The sequence below is a fragment of the Acinetobacter sp. AOR01_HL genome (genome assembly GCF_027855455.1).
In the GTDB taxonomy this organism is placed as follows: domain Bacteria; phylum Pseudomonadota; class Gammaproteobacteria; order Pseudomonadales; family Moraxellaceae; genus Acinetobacter; species Acinetobacter baumannii.
Map to the genome: position 1 here is coordinate 42,705 of NZ_JAKTIM010000051.1, position 18,354 is coordinate 61,058.

Annotated in this window: 18 protein-coding genes; 8 read left to right on the forward strand and 10 right to left on the reverse strand. The window is 39.7% G+C overall.

Annotation, left to right across the window (positions count from 1 at the left end):
• The first annotated feature begins 60 nt into the window (after nucleotides 1-60).
• Nucleotides 61-1,326, forward strand: a complete 1,266-nt coding sequence (locus MKL62_RS15625; protein WP_030423586.1) for a replication-associated recombination protein A — start codon at nucleotides 61-63, stop codon at nucleotides 1,324-1,326.
• Nucleotides 1,327-1,341: 15 nt separating this feature from the next.
• On the opposite strand, the gene MKL62_RS15630 is transcribed toward MKL62_RS15625, so the two are convergent.
• From MKL62_RS15630 to dapA, 5 genes are all read right to left on the reverse strand, one after another.
• The gene (locus MKL62_RS15630) at nucleotides 1,342-2,181 is read right to left on the reverse strand and encodes a formate/nitrite transporter family protein (RefSeq protein ID WP_000349489.1); all 840 of its coding nucleotides are present in this window, start codon (nucleotides 2,179-2,181) and stop codon (nucleotides 1,342-1,344) included.
• Between the two features lie 285 nt (nucleotides 2,182-2,466).
• Entirely contained in the window at nucleotides 2,467-2,670 is a 204-nt protein-coding gene (locus MKL62_RS15635) for a hypothetical protein (RefSeq protein ID WP_000418560.1), read from the reverse strand.
• 192 nt (nucleotides 2,671-2,862) lie between these two features.
• On the reverse strand, nucleotides 2,863-3,582 hold the full coding sequence (gene purC / locus MKL62_RS15640; protein ID WP_188200015.1) for a phosphoribosylaminoimidazolesuccinocarboxamide synthase: 720 nt from the start codon (nucleotides 3,580-3,582) through the stop codon (nucleotides 2,863-2,865).
• Between the two features lie 37 nt (nucleotides 3,583-3,619).
• A complete protein-coding gene (locus MKL62_RS15645) occupies nucleotides 3,620-4,222 on the reverse strand; it encodes a hypothetical protein (protein ID WP_001177091.1) in 603 nt (200 codons plus the stop codon).
• A gap of 15 nt (nucleotides 4,223-4,237) precedes the next feature.
• Complete coding sequence (gene dapA, locus MKL62_RS15650) at nucleotides 4,238-5,131, reverse strand: 4-hydroxy-tetrahydrodipicolinate synthase (RefSeq protein WP_000193600.1); 894 nt, start codon at nucleotides 5,129-5,131, stop codon at nucleotides 4,238-4,240.
• A gap of 329 nt (nucleotides 5,132-5,460) precedes the next feature.
• On the opposite strand from dapA, the gene pncA reads away from it, so the two are divergent.
• The 3 genes from pncA (at nucleotide 5,461) to MKL62_RS15665 (ending at nucleotide 8,620) form a co-directional block, all read left to right on the forward strand.
• A complete protein-coding gene (gene pncA, locus MKL62_RS15655; RefSeq protein ID WP_005127819.1) occupies nucleotides 5,461-6,105 on the forward strand; it encodes a bifunctional nicotinamidase/pyrazinamidase in 645 nt (214 codons plus the stop codon).
• Nucleotides 6,106-6,159: 54 nt separating this feature from the next.
• Nucleotides 6,160-7,098 carry a bile acid:sodium symporter family protein gene (locus MKL62_RS15660; protein ID WP_001275073.1) on the forward strand — a complete coding sequence of 313 codons (939 nt, stop codon included), beginning with the start codon at nucleotides 6,160-6,162 and terminating at the stop codon, nucleotides 7,096-7,098.
• Between the two features lie 178 nt (nucleotides 7,099-7,276).
• Nucleotides 7,277-8,620, forward strand: coding sequence for an MATE family efflux transporter (locus tag MKL62_RS15665; RefSeq protein WP_005127820.1), 1,344 nt, complete (start codon nucleotides 7,277-7,279; stop codon nucleotides 8,618-8,620).
• A 20-nt stretch (nucleotides 8,621-8,640) separates the two neighbouring features.
• Here MKL62_RS15665 and MKL62_RS15670 read toward each other — a convergent pair whose 3' ends face one another.
• A complete protein-coding gene (locus MKL62_RS15670; protein WP_000924612.1) occupies nucleotides 8,641-9,111 on the reverse strand; it encodes a 2-thiouracil desulfurase family protein in 471 nt (156 codons plus the stop codon).
• 523 nt (nucleotides 9,112-9,634) lie between these two features.
• On the opposite strand from MKL62_RS15670, the gene hppD reads away from it, so the two are divergent.
• Nucleotides 9,635-10,690: a 4-hydroxyphenylpyruvate dioxygenase gene (gene hppD / locus MKL62_RS15675; RefSeq protein WP_000353163.1), complete on the forward strand. Its 1,056-nt coding sequence runs from the start codon at nucleotides 9,635-9,637 to the stop codon at nucleotides 10,688-10,690.
• Nucleotides 10,691-10,755: 65 nt separating this feature from the next.
• Here hppD and MKL62_RS15680 read toward each other — a convergent pair whose 3' ends face one another.
• The 4 genes from MKL62_RS15680 to fahA all read right to left on the reverse strand — a co-directional run bounded on the left by MKL62_RS15680 (nucleotide 10,756) and on the right by fahA (nucleotide 14,327).
• Nucleotides 10,756-11,535, reverse strand: coding sequence for an IclR family transcriptional regulator (locus tag MKL62_RS15680; protein WP_000568800.1), 780 nt, complete (start codon nucleotides 11,533-11,535; stop codon nucleotides 10,756-10,758).
• 299 nt (nucleotides 11,536-11,834) lie between these two features.
• A complete protein-coding gene (locus MKL62_RS15685; protein WP_000141645.1) occupies nucleotides 11,835-12,383 on the reverse strand; it encodes a VOC family protein in 549 nt (182 codons plus the stop codon).
• Between the two features lie 17 nt (nucleotides 12,384-12,400).
• On the reverse strand, nucleotides 12,401-13,033 hold the full coding sequence (gene maiA / locus MKL62_RS15690) for a maleylacetoacetate isomerase (RefSeq protein ID WP_000781238.1): 633 nt from the start codon (nucleotides 13,031-13,033) through the stop codon (nucleotides 12,401-12,403).
• Nucleotides 13,020-14,327: a fumarylacetoacetase gene (fahA, locus tag MKL62_RS15695; RefSeq protein WP_000435861.1), complete on the reverse strand. Its 1,308-nt coding sequence runs from the start codon at nucleotides 14,325-14,327 to the stop codon at nucleotides 13,020-13,022. Before fahA ends, maiA begins: the two co-directional genes overlap by 14 nt.
• A 358-nt stretch (nucleotides 14,328-14,685) precedes the next feature.
• Between fahA and MKL62_RS15700 the strand changes: the two genes are divergently transcribed.
• The 3 genes from MKL62_RS15700 to zigA all read left to right on the forward strand — a co-directional run bounded on the left by MKL62_RS15700 (nucleotide 14,686) and on the right by zigA (nucleotide 18,333).
• Nucleotides 14,686-16,074, forward strand: a complete 1,389-nt coding sequence (locus MKL62_RS15700) for an amino acid permease (protein ID WP_000107090.1) — start codon at nucleotides 14,686-14,688, stop codon at nucleotides 16,072-16,074.
• Nucleotides 16,075-16,236: 162 nt separating this feature from the next.
• Nucleotides 16,237-16,920 carry a D-Ala-D-Ala carboxypeptidase ZrlA gene (zrlA, locus tag MKL62_RS15705; protein WP_005127822.1) on the forward strand — a complete coding sequence of 228 codons (684 nt, stop codon included), beginning with the start codon at nucleotides 16,237-16,239 and terminating at the stop codon, nucleotides 16,918-16,920.
• 147 nt (nucleotides 16,921-17,067) lie between these two features.
• Entirely contained in the window at nucleotides 17,068-18,333 is a 1,266-nt protein-coding gene (zigA, locus tag MKL62_RS15710) for a zinc metallochaperone GTPase ZigA (RefSeq protein ID WP_188200016.1), read from the forward strand.
• The last annotated feature ends 21 nt before the right edge of the window (nucleotides 18,334-18,354 follow it).

Sequence of the window (18,354 nt, forward strand, 5' to 3'; positions counted from 1 at the left end):
AATTGTAGATTTCTGTGAGACACAATAGACTATAGTGAAAAGACGATAAAGCTATTTGAGATGTCAGACACCCATATTCCACTTCCTGAACGCCTGCGCCCGAGAGACTTGTCTGAAATTATTGGGCAAGATCATTTGTTAGGTGAACATGCACCCTTACGTCAAATGATTGATCAGGGACATTTGCCTTCTATTATTTTTTGGGGGCCGCCAGGCGTCGGTAAAACGACAATTGCTTTGCTTTTAGCTCAGGCAATAGATCGTCCATTTGTGAGCTTATCTGCGCTGAATACGGGCGTAAAAGAATTACGTGAAGTGATTGCAGAAAGTGGTGACTTACTGACCCCTGTAGTTTTTATTGACGAAATCCATCGCTTTAATAAATCACAGCAAGATGCATTATTAGGTGCCGTAGAAAAAGGTAAAATTACCTTAATTGGCGCCACCACTGAAAACCCGTCTTTTGAAGTCAATAGTGCACTTTTATCACGCTGTCAGGTCTATACCTTAAACAGTTTAGACAGTGAGGCAATTCAGACGCTACTTAACAATGCACTCCAAAACGATAAATTTTTAAAAGAACGCTATATTCATATTGAAGAGTATGATGCTCTTTTACAGTTTGCAGCAGGTGATGCCCGTAAAGCACTAAATTTACTAGACTTAATTGCAAGTACTTTTGAGCCCGAAGTTGAAAATACCATTACCAATGCAGTTGTAGTAAAAGTCGCTCAGCAAAATATTGCGCGTTATGACGAATCGGGTGAACAGCATTACGACCTCGTTTCTGCCTTTATCAAATCGATTCGTGGTAGTGATCCAGATGCGGCTTTGTACTGGATGGCGCGGATGCTTAAAGGCGGGGAAGATCCGGTTTTTATTGCAAGACGTATGTTGATTGCCGCTTCAGAAGATATTGGAAACTCGAATCCAAATGCACTATTGCTTGCAGGTGAATGTTTCCGTTCTGTACAGGCGGTGGGAATGCCTGAGGCTCGAATTATTTTGGGTCAAACAGCAGTTTATTTAGCGACCAGTGCAAAAAGTAATAGTACTTACCTCGCGATTAATAAGGCCTTAGAACTTGCTGAGAAAACGGCAAATTTACCAGTACCTTTACACTTGAGAAATGCGCCAACCAAACTGATGAAACAGCAAGGTTATGGAATTAATTATCTCTATCCTCATGACTACCCTGAGCACTTTGTACTGCAAGATTATTTGCCGCCTGAGTTAAAGGGAACCAAACTCTATGAGTCGGCAAGAAACAAGCGTGAAGTTGAAGGTGAACGCCTACAACAACGCAGATGGCAGCAGGAACAATAGTTTTATTGTTTCCTGCTATTGTTCCAATTCTTCAGTCACCTGACCATAAATCAGCAGGGTAAACACGCCTGTACCACCAATAATATTGCCAATGGTGGTTGGAATCAGGAAATTAAACAGATATTCACCAAGAGAAGCTTCTCCTTGCCAGACCAGATAGGACATTTCGGTAGAGCCAACGACCACATGGGTAAAGTCGCCTAGTCCTATTAGATAAGTCATGAAAAAGATGACTAGGAATTTATTGCTGACGGAAGGTAGCATCCAGACCAATGCAGCAATTAAAAGACCAGACATAACCCCTTTAAGCAGATTTTGGGTGGCGGAAAAAGACGCAACATGATGTGCGAGCTCATCTAGGGCTTTATCAATGTTTGGAGTAAACAGGTCGGTGGTCAGGAAGAATAAACTCGCCAAAGCTGTTCCAATGATATTGCATAGAAACACGATTCCCCATAGACGGCCTACAGCTCGTAATTTGTCTAAGGTAAAGGGCTTAAATAGGGGCACAACTGTAGTAATAGTATTTTCGGTAAAGAGCTGCATGTGTCCTAAAATAGCGATCAGGAATCCAATGGTATAACCGAAATTGGTAATTAAATCGGTCCAGATGGCATCAGTTGGGATATAAGAAGCAATAATTGCCTTAAATACAAATGAAAAACTGATGACTAGACCTGCTGCAATGCCTGAAAAGATGAGCGCGGCTGTTGGGCGATCTAACTCTTCGGCACCATCACGGCGAATAATTTCATATACTAAACGGGGCGACAGTTTCTCGTGTTCTTCAACTGCCATTTTTTCACGCCAGCTTAGGGTTTGATCGACTTTCTCTTCTTCTAGTTCATGGTCCATCGGGTTTACTCCTCACTGAATAATTAATTTATATTTATCGTTTTTTATTTATTGTTAAGGCAGTGTTCAGGATAAATCTAGAAGATTCCTACCAGCTTTATGTATTTTTTTATGAATTGAACACTCTCGGGGTAAGCGAACTAGAACAATAATGCATGAAGAAAAGAATCGACCAGACCTGAGAGAAAAGTTAAGTATAAGAAAAGATAGCAAACTCAATCAGCCTGCTATAAAAAGTGTAACGTTGAAGCTAAGCGCTTGTAGTCATGAAAATGGCAACAATAATTAAAACAAGGTATATGCTCTCAAGGTACGTATGAGTTTCATATAGTCGCCTTGGGAAGCTTCAGAAATGACAGTTTCGACTTCAGCTTGGCTCCATCCTTGCTTTAAGGCAGAGTGGCTAAAATTAGATAAAATCACTAATGGATTTTCACCAAAATGGATTGGATGATTCATTAATCTCTTTTCTGGTTTAAATAGTTCCATAGACTCATCCTATTTAAAAATTTAATTATTGTGATGCAATTTATATTTTTTTAGATTTTAGTGCTTTGTTTTGAGATTGTGCAACTCATAATTTAATTAAATATACAAATCTGTCTACTTTTCCTAAATTCTAGGGTGCTGAAAATAAAAAAACCGAGCTGAAATGCTCGGTTTTTTATAAAGTTGAGCTGATTAGATGTCAGATAAATCTACGCCTAAACGAGCAGCAACTTCTTCATAAGCTTCAACAACACCGCCTAAGCCTTGACGGAAACGGTCTTTGTCGAGTTTTTTCTTAGTGTCTTTGTCCCATAAACGGCAACCGTCTGGAGAGAATTCGTCACCAAGTACGATACGATCATGGAAAACACCAAATTCAAGTTTGAAGTCCACCAAAATCATGTTGCCTTCAGCAAATAATGCTTTTAATACATCATTTACTTTATAAGTTAACACTTTCATTTGTTCTAACTGTTCAGCAGTCGCCCAACCTAAAGCAATCGCTTGAGATTCGTTAACCATTGGATCGCCTAGGCCATCATCTTTGTAGAACAATTCAAATGTAGGAGGAGTTAACTCTTTACCTTCTTCTATACCTAAACGACGGCATAGAGAACCTGCTGCATAGTTACGGATTACACATTCAACAGGAATCATTTGAAGTTTTTTAACAAGAACTTCAGTTGGAGAAAGCAATTTTTCAAAATGCGTTTCGATACCCGCTTCAGCAAGTTTTTCCATGATGAAGGCGTTAAAACGGTTGTTCACCTTGCCTTTACGATCTAGTTGTTCGATTTTTTCGCCATTGAACGCAGAGGCATCATCACGAAAGACTAAAATCAGATGGTCGGCATTGTCTGTTTCATATACAGATTTTGCTTTACCAGTATAGAGCAAGGTTTGTTTTAACATGAGGGAACCTTTTTTAAAAAAAATGCCTAGTAAACGACTAGGCTGGCCAATTTTGGTAAATCTGGTTTAACACTTCTGCGGCAACATCAGGGCTAGCAAAAGTGTTATCTGGATTAAATAGAGCAAGGCTATGACTAGAGCCAACACCAGTGAGCTTAAGCACATATGTATTGTCATTTACTTTAATCGTCGCTTGATTGTTACCTTGAGCGATGACGTTGTAATTTAACGTGCTTAACGTAGCTTTGGTGTATTGCCAAATCTCGGCAGTACTTCCATCAATTTTTAACAGTGGGTTTTTATTACCATCTGTCACAAGTTGAGGGCGACCAAGCGCACTACCTGTTTGAGCAGATGCATCTGCTGTCGTATCAGTTTGAAGTGGTTCAGGACGTGGCAATGCAAAACGATTGCCACGCTTGTTTTCAAACTTCGGTGCGTGATCGATAGCAAGCTGGTCTACTGTTGGTGCAGGATACAAAGGTGTCGCTGGTCGTACAGTTGCATCGGCAGGGTACTCAAGTGGGGCGAGTTGCTTTGCATTTTTATAATCTAAAGAGTGATTATTGAGTGCGAAGCGACCACAGCCAGCTAAACTTAAGGCTGAAACTGCAAGGACTAAACCAAGACGTAATTGCATCATAAATTGCTCTTATTAAATAATTCCCGCATCTTTTAGGGCATTGCGGAGAGGTTCGCGATATTGCTCAGCGAGAGGAGTGAGTGGTAAACGAATACCAGTATCAATCAGTCCCATCTCATGTAGTGCCCATTTCACAGGAATTGGGTTTGATTCGCAAAATAGAATATTGTGTAAATTTGCAATCTTATTGTTAAGCGTCTTTGCTTGTTGCTCATCTTTTGCAATTGCAACCGCACATACTTCGCTCATTGCTTTAGGTGCAATGTTTGCAGTAACCGAGATATTACCGTCTGCGCCAAGAAGCATAAGTTCCCACGCAGTTTCATCATCACCTGAATACACAGCCATCTTGCCGTTTAAAGCATCGATTAAAGCTTTACCGCGTGGTACGTCACCTGTTGCATCTTTAATGCCGACAATATTTGGAATTTCCGCTAAACGCACAGCTGTATCGTTTGACAAATCTACACCTGTACGACCAGGTACGTTGTAAAGAATAAGCGGTAATTCAACAGCTTCAGCAATCGCTTTATAGTGTTGGTAAAGGCCTTCTTGAGTCGGCTTGTTATAGTATGGGGTTACAAGTAAAGCTGCATCTGCGCCAAGGTCTTTGGCAGCTTTAGTTAATTCGATTGCTTCACGGGTTGAGTTTGCACCAGTACCGGCAATAATTGGAATACGTTTGTTGGCTACACGAATAATTTCTTTAATAACCTGTGTGTGCTCTTCCATGCTCAATGTTGAGGCTTCGCCGGTTGTACCGACGGCTACAATACTGTTTGTACCTTGTTCTATGTGCCACTCAACCAGCTTCTCAAGACTCTTCCAATCTACACCGCCATCTTTCAACATGGGAGTGACGATTGCGACGATTGAGCCTTGAATGGTCTGTGCTTGCTGAGTCATTTTAAAAAATATCCTATTTATCCATCCGAATCTGAGGTAAGAAAAACAAAATGTGGGATGGTTGCAGTATTTTGATTGTCCAGTTCTAACAATAACAGATTGTTGAATGACAATTATGCAAATTATGACTGATCAGACGCATAAGAACAATATGCTTGACTGATAAACCCTATGTAAACTTGAGCAAAACATAGAATGCCAATTTGATCATTTCAAGTAAAAGACAGTAAAAATGAGAATATGGTGCAATTCTTCCAACCTCTACTTAACACGGTCTTTTTTATGGCAAGATAAAATGCATATTTCTCCCGAATGGGACTTAAGATGGCATGAAAATGAATAAACAACCACAAAATTCGGCTTTAGTCGTAGTTGACGTGCAAAATGGTTTTACCCCTGGTGGAAACCTAGCAGTTGCCGACGCTGATACGATTATTCCAACCATTAACCAATTGGCAGGTTGTTTTGAAAATGTAGTCCTCACTCAAGACTGGCATCCGGATAATCACATTTCTTTTGCAGCCAATCATCCGGGCAAGCAGCCATTTGAAACGATTGAACTGGATTATGGATCACAGGTGCTTTGGCCTAAGCATTGTATACAAGGCACTCATGATGCCGAATTTCATCCGGATTTAAATATCCCGACAGCTCAACTGATTATCCGAAAAGGTTTTCATGCTCATATTGATAGTTACTCGGCTTTTATGGAAGCTGACCACACCACAATGACAGGTTTAACGGGTTACTTAAAAGAACGTGGTATTGATACGGTCTATGTGGTCGGAATTGCTACAGACTTTTGTGTCGCATGGACTGCTTTAGATGCGGTTAAGCAAGGCTTTAAAACTTTAGTAATTGAAGATGCATGCAAAGGTATTGATCTTAATGGTTCATTAGAACAAGTGTGGCAAACTATGCAGCAACAAGGTGTTGTTCGTATTCAATCGACTGATCTGTTGAATGAATGCTAGAGATACTGATTTTGATGCTTGGACTTTAATTGCGATTTGGTATGGATGAACAGTATGTCTGCATTACTCCGTTTTACTCAGTTTGTTCAAAAGACGTTTGCCCTATGGGTAATTATTTTTGCAGCTCTGGCGCTATGGCAGCCTGAATTTTTTGTTTGGCTGAAAGCTTATATTCCATGGATTTTGGGCATTATTATGCTTGGCATGGGAATGACCATGACCGTTGATGATTTTAAAGGGGTACTACAAAGCCCTAAAGCCGTGTTAATTGGGGTTGTCGCGCAGTTTGTGGTGATGCCGGGCTTGGCATTTATTTTATGTAAATTATTTAATTTGCCTCCTGAAATTGCGGTCGGCGTTATTTTAGTCGGTTGTTGCCCAGGAGGAACAGCTTCAAATGTCATTACCTATATGGCCAAAGGCAATGTGGCTTTATCGGTCGCCTGTACCTCGGTATCAACACTCTTGGCTCCTGTGTTAACACCTGCAATTTTCTATCTACTCGCCAGCCAATGGCTAAAGATTGACGCGGCTTCGATGTTTATTTCGATTTTGCAAGTCGTACTACTTCCGATTGTGATTGGGCTGATTTTGCGAACTTGGCTTAAACGTCAGGTTGAATCCTATATTCAAGTCATGCCATTAGTTTCAGTGATTGCAATTGTAGCGATTGTGGCAGCCATTATTGGTGGCAGTAAAGCAGCTATTTTACAGTCGGGTTTGCTCATTTTGGCGGTAGTGATATTGCATAATGGGCTTGGATATTTATTAGGTTTTACCGCAGCGCGTTTCTTTAAATTACCTTATGCGGACAGTAAGGCGATTGCTATTGAGGTGGGGATGCAAAACTCAGGCTTAGGCGTGGCGCTTGCAGCAGTGCATTTTGCGGCTTCTCCGATTACAGCGGTACCAAGTGCTATTTTCAGCCTTTGGCATAATATTTCGGGTCCTGCACTTGCGACTTATTGGGCAAGTAAACACAAACAAGAATAACTGTATAAACAACATACATGACAAAAGAAGGCCAAACAGATAGTTTGGTCTTTTTATTTAAAGCACTTTTTATTTGAGCTGAATTTAAAACTGGTATGTCTTTTGCTTCGAATTGATGCACTAAAAATAACGTGAATATCGACATAAATCGCAAAGAAAAAAATAAGGCATTTTTTTGATGAACCAGATTTTTAAATTATTTATTCCCATGCTCTCTAGCAATTTAATTGTAGTTTTAAGTGGATTGATTGATATTGCTTATGTAGGGCATTTTAGTAATGACCATGTTGCCGCCTTATCGGTGACCTTATCTTTATATACAGTGGTTTATGTCATTGGAATGGGGATACTGCAAGGTGTGATGCTTAAGCTCTCGGAAGCTTATGGTTGCCATGACATACCACGTATTCGTCAAATTTTTATTCAAGGCGTTTGGCTGATGTTATGTTCGGCATTGGTGAGTATTGCCTTGCTTTACTTGTTCCGTGATTTACCAAAATTATTTGGTGCATCTGAGCATGTCGTTTCAATTACTAAAAACTGTATTTGGGCTTTGGTATTTATTTTACCTGCCCATTTATTGATGCGCTTATTTACAGCTTTGTCTCAGGTCACTGAAAATGCGTATAAGGTTTTATTATCAGATAGTCTTTTCTTCATTCTTAAAATTATTTTGTCCTATCTTCTGATTTATGGTGTTGCTTTATTTTCAATTCCGCCACTCGGGGCGATAGGGGCGTTGTTAGCCACTATCATTGTACGGTGGTTTATGTTGGCCGTTTATTACCTGTTTTTTCTAGAGAAAAGGTACATCTTTATTGAACATCCAGAACAGTCAGTTGAAGATAGCCGGCAAAGTCTGTGTATGATTTTAAAAATAGGGATACCTACTGCGATCATGGCGTTGATGGACGTTGTTGCATTTTGTTCAGTTGCTATTCTGATTTTGCCTTTCGGGAGTGTGGTATCTGCAGCCCATCAAATTGTCGCGAGCACTGGCGGTTTCATGTTTATTTTTCCTTCATCAATTGCCTCGGCTTATAGCATTTTGGTGTCAAGAACTATGGGCAGCGGCAACATGAAAGAAGCAGATAAAATTGCCAGACAAAGTATATGGGTCATTATGGCAGTGAGTGGCAGTTTATCCTTGTGTTTATGGTTGGAGAGGGGCTTAATTGTCACGTTCTATTCAGATGATTTGGCTGTACAGATTTTGGCTGCATCACTGCTCTTGATTGTCTGCATGTCTCATTTTCTCGATGGCTTAATGACGTTATTGACCTCTTTGTTGCGTTGTTGGGATGTGTCGATTTTACCGATGCTGATTTTTTTAGTCGTGGTGTTATGTTTCGGATTGGGCGGTGGTTGGTGGATGGCTTATAAAGGGCTGCACTGGGGGAGTCACTCTATATCTGCAATGGGAATTTATGGTTTTTGGAGTATGGCAGCCATAAGCTATTTAGTAGCTTGTGTATTGAGTGCCTTCTGTTTTCGTTTTAGAAAGCAATTAAGAGGTTTTTGATTAGGTAAATCAACACAACCTTAAAAAGGATGTGCTGCTAACCATTCTTCAATCTCATTTTCAGAAATCACTTCAAAACCATGGCGCTGTAACAGTGCTGTGGTAATCCCAACACCCGTAATTTTCTCGCCTTGAAAAGTACCGTTATAAATTTTTTGACTACCACAAGACGGACTGTTTTCTTTTAAAACCACACAACTTGCTTGTATTTGCTGTGCAACTTCTAGGGTGCGGTAAGCACCTTTTAAATATAGCTCAGTCACATCTAAACCAGATGAATCTAGGATTTTTGCCTTGCCATTAAGCACATCTTGCCCTGTTCCTCCCACAATTTCTGCGGGTAGACGAGGGGTGCTAAATCCACCTAATAACTCCGGACAAAGTGCATGCGCTTTTTTATTTAAAAATAACTGCTTAAGTGTAGTGTGTAAGCAAGAGCGTCCATCGTAGCGTACAGGCTCTCCAATTAAACAGGCACTGATTAAAAGCATGATTTTTTCCGCCCTTAGAACTTTAAAAGCCATGTGAGTGTACTCAATGATTTATAAAATATGAAATCTAAAACAAGCATAAACAAACGAAGTAATTTGATTAATAAATTACACAATTCATAATTAAATTATGTATTGCATAATTTAATTGTTTTTAGTAGCATCTGTCTTAAGGTAAATGGCCATTGGAGGTCCAACAAGGATGTTGGCCTCCATAAATCTAGGAATAACTTTAGGAAAAGACGATTTTTAAAAGTTTATTGAAAAATCTCAATCGTACTTTTAGATAAGAAAGGACAGTGTGTATGGAAAACAAACACCATATAGAAGGGAAATTAATCATCGGCTTTGCGCTCACTCAATCTTCGTTTTAGTTATTGGTTTTTTTCTCATAGGATGCGTTGGGCTAAGGCATTTTGACGGTTCAAATATACTCCCAGCAAATGCGTATTCTATAGAGAAAGGAGCTGACCAGATCAGCATGAGAAGTAAACGGATCAGGTAATTACCAGAGGGAAACTAGATGGATATTTTAGAGAACCCATTAGAATTATGCGGTTTTGCATTTATTGAGTTTGTTTCAAAAGAAAATGAATTAGATCCAATTTTTGAAACAATCGGCTTTTCAAAAGTAGCCAAGCATAAATCGAAAAAAGCGTACTTATGGCGTCAAGGAAATATCAATATTATCCTGAATTATCAGCCAGAATCTTATGCTTCATTCTTTTTTAATGAGCATGGTCCATCTGCTTGTGCGATGGGATTCAAAACTCGTGATGCAGCAAAAGCTTTTAAAAAGGCGGTTGAGCTTGGTGCAGAACCAATGTACTCAAAAGTTGGGCCAATGGAGCTTAACATTCCGGCAATTAAAGGTATTGGTGGCATGCCAATCTTCTTGGTTGACCGCGATATTTATGAAAATGACTTTGTTTTCTTCGATGATGCGCAGCGTAACCCTGAAGGTGCGGGTTTAAAAGAAATCGATCACTTAACGCATAACGTCTACAAAGGACGTATGGAGTATTGGGCAAACTTCTACGAGAAGATTTTCAACTTCCAGGAAATTCGTTATTTCGACATTAAAGGTGAATATACAGGTTTAACCTCTAAAGCATTAACTGCACCAGATGGCATGATTCGTATTCCTTTAAATGAAGACTCAGACAAGGGTAACGGCCAAATTGCAGAATTCTTAGCTGATTTTAATGGCGAAGGTATTCAGCATATCGCGTTTATTTGTGATGACTTAATTTCGACTTGGGATAAGTTAAAAGGCCTTGGTCTTAAGTTTATGACACCACCGCCAAATACGTATTATGAAATGCTTGAAGAGCGTTTACCTGAACATGGTGAACCAACTGAAGAGTTAAAACAACGCGGTATTTTATTAGACGGCAGTACTAAAGATGGCCAGAAGAAGCTTTTATTACAAATCTTCTCTGAAAATATGATTGGGCCAGTCTTCTTCGAATTTATTCAACGTAAAGATGACGACGGTTTCGGTGAAGGTAACTTCAAGGCATTGTTTGAATCGATTGAACGTGACCAGATTCGCCGTGGTGTGCTCGAAGCAAAATAAGTTTTGCTTTGTCTCTAATCTAAAAAAACCAAGAGCAATGCTCTTGGTTTTTTTATGGCTATTGATTAGCGGCTTTTAATATATTGATTAATTGAATTAATCTCATTTTTAAGTGTTTCAATAATTTTACTTTGTGGATCGACGGGTAAAAACATTTCACTATCAAGCGCCACAATACAAAACTCAATCCCTTGGTTTGAGTTAAATACTGGCAGGCCTACTGCGTTAATACCGGTAAGTAAATCACCTTTCGCTGCAGACATTTGTTGTTGGCGGATCGTCTCTTTAAGTTCTAAAAATTCTTCCCAGTTATGTGGCGCAATGTTTAGCCCAAGTTCCTGATGTTTTTGCCACTCAGTTTCTAATAAAGGACGAACAAAATGCTCAGGAAGGTAAGAAGCAAATAAACGCCCAGCAGCAGAATTGACTAAAGGCATAATTGAGCCGACTTTGGTCACAATCGAAATTGGGTGGTTAGATTCAATCGATTGAACCACGACAGGGCCTTTGGGTGACCACTTACTAATTTGAATACCACAGCCAATTTTGCTTTGTAAGTCGTAAATTAAATGTTGTACTAACTGTAAAGTATCGCTGTGCTGAATGCAGTTTAAGCCTAAACGCCATGCTTGATCACCTAAGGCATATTGGCCATCCTCAAGCTGTTTGGCGTAATCCATGCGAATTAGGCTCACCAAGTAGCGGTGTACTTTGGCAGGATGCATCTCAAGCTTACTAGATAAGTCTTTGAGAATAATGGGTTGATTGTGCTCTAAAAGGGCATTTAGTACGGATAAGCCAACTTCAAGTGATTGAACCCCCCCAGATATTTTTTCTTCAATCATTTAAATACCCTTAATCGATTTACTTCAACAGTTAAACAGTTTTGTTCAGAACATAAATTGGCATTGATGCGTTTTACATCATGCCTGAGCCTATAGAAAAATAGAAATCACCTTTTTCTATTAGCGAAATTCACATGTTTAATAATCCACAATTTTTACAAACACCTTCATCTTACATTTATAGCGTAAATTGATAGAGGTTTAGTAGATTTAAACAATATAAATCGGCATTGATATAGAACAGTTCATTCAAACTATTCCCATCAATGCCGACTTTTAAAACGATTGCTTTGAAAGAATTACGCGCCTAATTCTTCTTCATGCAAGAAATGAGTATGGTGTGGAGCGCGTTTGGTTTTGCTCCATTCCTCTAACATTTCAGTTTTCATTTCTTCAGTAATTTTTGCAATTTTTTCTTCAGCATGTGCATCGTTATAAGTCAGTTCTAAACGATGTCCATTTGGGTCAAAGAAATAAATTGAGTGGAAGATACCGTGGTTGGTAATACCTAATACTTTAACACCGTTGTCTTCCAAATGTTTTTTGGCAGCTAAAAGGGCATTTAAATCTTCAACTTCAAAGGCAATATGTTGCACCCATTGAGGCGTATTTTCATCACGGCCCATTTCTGGTTGGGTTGGCAATTCAAAAAATGCTAAAACGTTGCCTTGACCTGCATCTAGGAATAAATGCATATACGGGTCAAAAGCTTTCGTTGAAGGTACATGGTCTTCTGCAAAAGCTAAGATAAAGTCCATGTTGAGCATTTTTTTATACCACTCAACAGTTTCTTTCGCATCCTTACAGCGATATGCAACGTGATGTATTTTTTTAATGGCAAATGTCATGTTGAAACTCCTTTTTACTATTCCCAATCTGGTTGTTGTTCTGGCGCCGCGTTATAGAAGGCTGGGATAGACAAACAATGTTGATAAATTGATTCAATTTTTGGAAACGCCGACAAATCAATCTTGAAGCGTTTCGCGTTGTAAACCTGTGGAATTAGGCAGCAGTCGGCAATGGTTGCGTGTTGTCCAAAGCAAAATTGTCCATTTGAATCTTGAAGTTGCTGTTCGAGTGTTTGAAAGCCTTCAAGAATCCAGTGCTGATACCAGTAATTTTTTTGTTCGTCCGAAACATTTAAATCATTTTTTAAATATTTCAGCACGCGTAAGTTATTTAACGGGTGAATATCACAGGCAATCGCCTGTGCAAAAGCACGGATTTTGGCTCTCTCTTTCACATCATTTGGAAGTAATTTGGTTTCAGGATATTGTTCATCCAGATATTCCAAAATACTTAATGACTGTGACAGGGTTAAATCGCCGTCCACTAAAGTTGGTACTAAGGCACTGCGATTTAACTTTAAATAGTCTTCGCTTTGCTGCTCATTTTTAACTAAATGAACGGGTACAGTTTCATAAGCGAGACTTTTAAGGTTGAGACCAATCCGTACTCTGTAAGCTGCAGAGCTACGAAAGTAACTATACAGCTTCATAATTAGGCTCCGAAGTTTCTGCAAAATCAAAAGTTAATGCAGGAAGTACCGTATTTCGGACTTCACCAAAACCAATACGGATACCATTTTTCTCACAGTGGCCTTTCATGATGAGTGTGTCGCCGTCTTGCAAGAAACCACGAGTTTCACCATTCGCAAGTGTTAGAGGCTTGGTGGTGTTCCAAGTCAACTCAAGCAAGCTACCATACGAATCTGGTGTAGAACCAGAAATAGTACCTGAACCCATTAAATCACCAACCTGAACGTTACAGCCTCCAATGGTGTGGTGAGTTAGCTGCTGAGCCATAGACCAATACATATATTTAAAATTAGTACGGCAGATCACATCAGGTTGTGCTGATTTCGGGCTTTGGATTTCAACACTTAAATTAATATCGTAAGTATTGGCGATATTTTCTTGTAAATAAGCAAGTGGCTTCGGTTCTTGTTTCGGACCTTCAACTTTAAATGGCTCAAGAGCTTCAAGCGTGACTACCCAAGGAGAAATCGAACTTGCAAATGTTTTCGCGTTGAAAGGGCCAAGTGGAACATATTCCCATTGCTGGATATCGCGTGCTGACCAGTCGTTTAGCAGAACCATGCCAAAAATATGATCCCATGCATCTTCAATGGCGATTGGTTGACCTAATTGAGTTGGTTTCCCCACAATAAATGCAGTCTCAAGTTCAAAATCGAGCTTGCGAGTTGCTGAGAAAACCGGACGTTCTTCATTTGGAAGTTTAATCTGACCAGAAGGGCGTACGACGTGAGTTCCACTTACTACAACAGAGCTAGCACGGCCGTTATAACCGACAGGCAACTCGCTCCAGTTTGGAAGCAAAGCATTTTTAGGGTCACGGAACATACAGCCTACATTGGTTGCATGTTCTTTAGAAGAATAGAAATCGGTATAGCCAGGAACTTGAACAGGTAAATGTAAAGTCACGCTGTCTTGCTTGACTAAAACTTCCTGACGTAATGCTTCATTTTCTTGAAGCGTTAAATTATCAACTGAAAGAAGAGACTGTAGCGTTTTACGAACTTTAGACCAATTGGCTTTGCCCGATTCAATAAATTTATTCAGTGTAGGCTGGTTAAAGTAGGTGTCTTGATCTGAAAGTTTTAAAAGACCATGCTTTTCAAGAGCAGCGAGATCAATGACCCAATCACCGATAGCTACACCGACCTGACGCTCGCCTTCGGCTGTTCTACTAAAAATACCATAAGGCAAATTATGAATAGTGAAATCAGATTGAGGTGAAACTTCAATAAAAGAGTTTAGTTTTTGTTCCATTTTCGCTTCCTTGTCTTCATCTCGCGTCTTATACAAATAAAAGTTCGGTCTAGGGACTGAGCTACTCAATAAGTTTTAACCGTTATTTAGATCATCTTTTTACTTATGAGTTTGATAGAGACCGAGAACAACCAATTACTTCATGGTTCTTATAATACTGAATTCATAAAATTACGCAATACATAATTTAATTACACATTTCATAATAATTGTTATTTCTTGCATTTTCTGTTTTCATGCGCGGTTGTGAGAAAAGTAACGCAATTATTTTTTCATCAATCTCTATGAAAATCCGATCAATTTATGATATACGTAATTTATTGGAAAAAAATTACGTGACAAGGATGAGAATAATCATATGTCAACACAAGAGCAAGGAAACCTGAAACATGGTTTGAGTAATCGTCACATCCAGCTGATTGCGTTGGGTGGAGCGATTGGTACAGGGCTGTTTCTTGGTATATCACAATCGATTAAATTGGCAGGTCCATCGGTAATCTTGGGTTATGCGATTGCAGGATTTATTGCTTTTTTAATGATGCGCCAGCTCGGTGAAATGGTCGTAGAAGAACCTGTAAGTGGATCTTTTAGCCACTTCGCTTACAAATATTGGGGACCTTTTGCAGGCTTCATGTCAGGATGGAATTACTGGGTACTCAATGTACTTGTGTGTATGGCGGAGTTAAGTGCAATTGGTCTTTATATTCAATATTGGTGGCCGCAAATCCCAACGTGGGCATCTGCTCTAACGTTCTTTATTCTCATTAATGGTATCAATTTACTGCATGTTAAGTTTTTTGGCGAAATGGAATTTTGGTTTTCCATTGTCAAAATTTTAGCAATTTTAGCCATGATCGGTTTCGGTTCATATTTACTTGCAACCGGCACAGCAGGGCCTCAGGCCAGTATTTCTAACCTTTGGGCATTAGGTGGTTTCTTCCCATTTGGTATTGAAGGCTTGGTTATGGCTATGGCTGTGATTATTTTTGCTTTTGGCGGTATTGAGCTTTTCGGTATTACTGCTGCTGAAGCGCGTGATCCAGACAAAACTTTACCTAAAGCTGTAAACCAGATTATCTATCGTATTTTGATTTTCTATATTGCGACACTTTTTGTTTTATTCTCATTATTTCCGTGGAATCAAATGGCAGAAGGTGGCAGTCCTTTTGTGATGGTCTTTGCTTCTTTAGATAGCCAAGGTGTTGCGACATTATTAAATTTCGTTATTTTGACAGCTGCAGTTTCCGTCTATAACGGAACCAGCTATTGCAGCAGCCGTATGCTTTTAGGTCTTGCCCAACAAGGTAATGCCCCGAAAGCTCTTGCCCGTATTAATAAACGAGGTATTCCAACCAATGCGGTTCTAGTCTCTGCATTTGTGACGGTATTGTGTGTTTTACTCAATTATATATTCCCTGAAAAAGCATTCGGTTTACTCATGATGCTTGTCGTAGCAGCGATTGTGATTAACTGGGTTGTGATTTCATGGACACATTTAAAATTCCGTAAATTTATGCAACGCCAAGGTCAAACGACTAAATTCCCAAGCTTCATGTATCCATTTAGCAACTATCTTTGCATGGCATTCATGCTTGGAATTTTAGTTGTGATGTCTTTAACGCCAGACATGCGTGTGGCAGTTATGATGATTCCAGGATGGATTTTGTGTTTGATGGTGGCTTATCAATTTAAACGCCGTAAATTAAAAGCTGAGCAGCCTGTTCATGCTTTAGAAGCAGATATGTAATCAGGTCGTAGTTAGAAGCTAAAGAGGACGTATAAATACGTCCTTTTTTATTTTTTAAAATTTACAACAGAAAATAAAGGATTTAATAATTGTTATATTATAACATTTCTGAAATTAAATGATTAAAGGCTTCCAGATGTTTAGGGAAGATAGAATATATTTATGAAGCGTTATTTAGGTTTACTCGTATTATCTCTGGCGGCTTGTACTACTCAAACACCCCAGCCGACGATTACTCATCGCTCTCCCTCTTTGCCTCAACCATCTAAAACTGTAGTTAAAATCAAACAACAGCCTGAAGATTATGTCGTTTGGATTGCAACTGCAGATCACAGACAGTCTGTACAAGCTTATAAGCAATTTCTTAAGCAAAAAGGACTTGCCGATTTAGTTCCAGACCACGAGTTATTACGTTCAGCCCGAGACTGGCAAAAATGTGGAGTTGAGCCTTACGCAGTTCCACCACGCGAGATTTGGTCCAATATTGTTCCGACGCTCAATATATTAAAAGCATTGGTTGATGATGGCGTGATTAACGATTTTGAAGTGACTTCGGTCTATCGAGCTTTAGCTTTAAACCGCTGTGCAGGTGGTGCTGATGCTTCTCGACATGTCTTTAATGCAGCACTTGATTTTAGGATTGGGCCAGAACAGCCTAGCGACTTAGACCAGTTCAATATTCAACAAACTAAAACCAAGCTTTGTCAGTTCTGGGCGACTAAAGGCCAAGCGTTTAATATGGGACTGGGTGTTTATGCTTCAGGACAAATCCATATTGATAGTCAAGGTTTTAGAGCATGGGGGCCAGACCATCACTATAGAACCTCAATTTGTCAGGGGCTATAAAAGCAACTTTTTCAAAGACTAAGTGATTTGGCTTAGATAAAACTGGAATAAAAACTTGATCAATGGTTATGTTATAACATAACATAACATTATTGTGGTTTAGAAATAGATTACGCCTGTGATCTGGCCATATTTAAATGGCCAGCCATGATCAGTTTAAATATTATTCAAAGAGATCAAGCCATGCACACTGCAATCGCCAACTCATTTGCCAAGCTTCCCGTCACTGTTTTCTCGGGCTTTTTGGGTGCAGGAAAGACCACATTACTCAACCATATTTTAAATAATCGCGAAGGCCGCCGTATTGCCGTGATTGTTAATGATATGTCTGAGGTGAATATTGATGCGGCATTAGTACGTGAAGGTGGGGCAGAGCTTTCAAGAACAGATGAAAAACTGGTTGAAATGAGTAATGGCTGTATCTGCTGTACGTTACGAGAAGACTTATTGGTTGAAGTGAGACGTTTAGCCGATGAAGGACGCTTTGACCAATTGGTGATTGAGTCAACAGGCATTTCAGAACCTTTACCTGTGGCAGAAACTTTTACTTTTGAAGATGAAGATGGAAACTCACTCAATGAGTTTGCTCGACTCGACACTATGGTTACGGTAGTCGATGCTTTTAACTTTCTTAAAGACTACAGTTCAGTTGACTCCCTACAACAACGCGGCGAATCATTAGGTGAGCAAGATGAGAGAACTGTGGTTGACCTTCTTATCGATCAGATTGAGTTTTGTGATGTGATTATACTGAATAAAATTGATTTGATTGATCAGGCTCAGCAAGACCAGCTTATCGCCATTTTAAAAACGTTAAATCCGCGTGCCCGAATTGAAATTGCTCAATTTGGAAAGGTCGCTTTAGATAAAATCTTAAATACACAGTTATTTGATTTTGATGAAGCCGCGCAAGCACCGGGCTGGTTAAAAGAGTTACGCGGTGAGCATACACCTGAAACTGAAGAATATGGAATAAGTAGCTTTGTTTATCGTGCCCGCCGACCTTTCCATCCAGAGCGTTTTTATGATTTGGTACAGGCTGAATGGCCGGGAGTCGTGCGTTCCAAAGGCTTTTTCTGGCTGGCTGCCGAACCGACATTGGCTTACTCATGGTCGCAAGCGGGTGCAATGGCTCGACACGGTTTAGCTGGTTATTGGTGGGCAGCCGTTGCGGAAGAAGACTGGCCGAGTGACCTAGCCAGCATTGAACAAATTAAGAAAAATTGGGATGCCCGCACAGGTGATGCGCGTCAGGAGCTGGTTTTAATTGGTATGCAAATGGATGAGCAAGCTTTAATACAACGCTTGGATAGCTGCTTGTTAAGCGATGAAGAAATGGCTTTAGGTCCACAAGTTTGGCAGAGCTGGTCTAATCCTTTTAAGCAAGATGATGAAACGATGTTGATCGCTTAATAAAAAAGCCCCTATTTTCAA